The sequence below is a fragment of the Terriglobus sp. YAF25 genome (genome assembly GCF_052113305.1).
Classification (GTDB): domain Bacteria; phylum Acidobacteriota; class Terriglobia; order Terriglobales; family Acidobacteriaceae; genus Terriglobus.
The window spans coordinates 1-2,426 of the sequence record NZ_JBFRCY010000696.1 but is presented as its reverse complement, the minus strand read 5'-3'; the positions used below and the strand labels follow the sequence as shown (position 1 = coordinate 2,426).

2 protein-coding genes are annotated in these 2,426 nt (G+C 60.0%); one reads left to right on the top strand and one right to left on the bottom strand.

The window, feature by feature from the left end; all coding sequences use genetic code 11:
- The coding region (gene typA, locus AB4043_RS22500) for a translational GTPase TypA (RefSeq protein ID WP_442308154.1) at positions 1–1,467 on the bottom strand (1,467 nt) is incomplete at its 3' end.
- A 127-nt stretch (positions 1,468–1,594) separates the two neighbouring features.
- Here typA and AB4043_RS22495 point away from each other — a divergent pair.
- Positions 1,595–1,960, top strand: a complete 366-nt coding sequence (locus AB4043_RS22495) for a hypothetical protein (protein ID WP_442303538.1) — start codon at positions 1,595–1,597, stop codon at positions 1,958–1,960.
- Positions 1,961–2,426 lie beyond the last annotated feature (466 nt).

Below are 2,426 nucleotides of genomic sequence, written 5' to 3'. Positions count from 1 at the left end.
GATCAGGGCTCCGCTGGGACGCTGCGGAATCTCACCCTGGTAGTTGGTGTAGCCGTCGAAGATGGAGTTCATCACGATGGTGCCGCGCGTTTCGGTCAGCATCTCCGAGCGCAGGCCGATCAGGCCGCGGCTGGGAACCTTGAACTCCATACGCACACGGCCCTGGCCGTGCATCTTCACCATCTCGCCTTTTCTAGGCCCAAGCTTCTGGATCACGGTTCCGGCAAACTCTTCCGGAACGTCGATGGTCACATACTCCACCGGTTCCATCAGGGCGCCGTCGATGCGCTTGGTGACGATCTCAGGGCGGCCGACCATCAGCTCGAAGCCTTCGCGGCGCATCATTTCGATCAGCACGGCGAGCTGCAGCTCACCACGGCCCAGCACCTTGAAGCTATCGGGTGAATCGGTCTCTTCCACGCGGATGGAGACGTTGGTCAGCAGCTCGCGGTCGAGGCGGTCGCGCAGGTTACGGCTGGTGACGTACTGGCCGTCGCGTCCGGAGAAGGGCGAGTTGTTGACCGAGAACTGGATGGCGATGGTCGGCTCGTCGATGGTGATCTTCGGCAGCGGCTGCGGATTGTCCACACCGGTGATGCTCTCGCCGATGGTGATGCCGGCAACGCCGGCGATGGCGACGATGTCGCCGATCTGGGTCTGCTCGATGTCGGTCCGCTTCAGGCCGGCAAAGCTGAACAGCTTGGTGATCTTGGTCTTCTGCAGTGTTCCGTCCAGCTTGGCGACGTTCACTTCGTCACCGGTCTTCAGATTGCCGTTGAAGACGCGGGCGATGGCCAGGCGGCCAAGGTAGTCGGAGTAGTCGAGGTTGGTCACCAGGATCTGGAGGGCGCCTTCGTGATCGCCGACGGCCGGCGGAATCTTCGCGAGGACGGTGTCAAACAACGGCTTCAGGTCGGTGCCGGGCTGGGCCAGGTCCATGGTGGCGGTACCGGCCTTGCCGTTGGTGTAAACCACGGGGAACTCGAGCTGGCTCTCATCGGCGTCGAGGTCGATGAACAGGTCATAAACCTCGTTCAGAACTTCCTGGGGACGGGCATCGGGACGGTCGATCTTGTTGATAACAAGGATCGGAGGCAGGCCGGCCTCGAGAGCCTTGGACAACACGTAGCGGGTCTGCGGCAAGGGACCTTCGCTGGCGTCGACCAGCAGGACGACACCGTCCACCATCTTCAGGGCGCGTTCTACTTCGCCGCCAAAGTCGGCGTGGCCGGGGGTGTCGACGATATTGATCTTGGAGTCGCCGTAGTGGACGGCGGTGTTCTTGGCCAGAATGGTGATGCCGCGCTCTTTTTCGAGCTCGTTGGAGTCCATCACGCGCTCGGCCACGGCCTCGTTCGCGCGGAAGGTGCCGCTCTGGCGCAGCAGCGCGTCAACCAGCGTGGTCTTGCCGTGGTCGACRTGGGCGATGATGGCGATATTCCGAATAGGCGTAGTGGCGTTGCTCACGGGAGTGGATCCTGTTCTGAAAACTTGAGTTTTGCGGGGAACCGGCAGGAATCTGCCGCCTCCAACAGTTTACCAGCACGGGCTGGCGGCACGCCGTCGGGGAGGCTAATCTTTCCTTATCTACCCTATGGAGCCACGTTTTACAGCAGACCCTCGTTCCGTCCCCGGCGACTTCTACGTCATTCAGAATGAGTGTCTGGGCTGCGGCATTCCCCAGAAGATCGCCCCGGAGCTGGTGAACTGGGTCGAAAGTTCGCCGCCGCACTGCGGCTGGATGCGCCAGCCGGCCACGAAGAAGGATCTGAAACGGGCGATCGAGATCCTGAAACAGCAGGACTTCGGCTGTCACCGGTATGCAGGGACGGACCCGAGGGTGCTCCAGAGCGTTCCGGAGTGCTGTGATTATTTCGTCCAGCCGGGAGTGGAGATGCCGCAGCAGCGGGTGAGCTGGTGGCGGAAGGTGTGGAAGAAGCTAGCTGGCTCCGAGCGCTGAAGGCGCGTTCTATACCAGCCTGGGGCAACGCCCCAGGTCTCCGGGCACATTCAAAACCAAAGGGCTGAAGGCCCGCTCTATAATTCCGCAGCGAAATTTATTGATACACCTTACTTGTTAGTTTAAGTCGCGCCAGACGATTCGTCCCGCACGCACATAGATTTCGGCACCTTGAAGAGAGGTTAGAGCCCAGTCGGGAGCGCCTGGTGCGCTTCTCCGTGAAACAAGCTTCAGCCCGTTCGAGAGCTGAAGCTCGATCTCCGGAATACGACCGATCCATCGCACTGTTTCGATGGTTGTTCCGGGTACCGGGCGTAAGAGTCTGTGTGAGTACTACTTGATTTTCGGAGTTATTTATACGAGAAGAGAGTATGTCACGTTATCTTCCCTATTCTCCAGAGCAGGGTTATCTTGTTCCGCCTCGCGTGGACGAAGTTCTGAGCGCGGATCATCTGTGTTTTTTCGT

Bases quoted from the DNA above. Each gene is read 5' to 3' on its own strand.
- AB4043_RS22495 (WP_442303538.1), top strand. From the start codon at position 1,595: ATGGAGCCACGTTTTACAGCAGACCCTCGTTCCGTCCCCGGCGACTTC.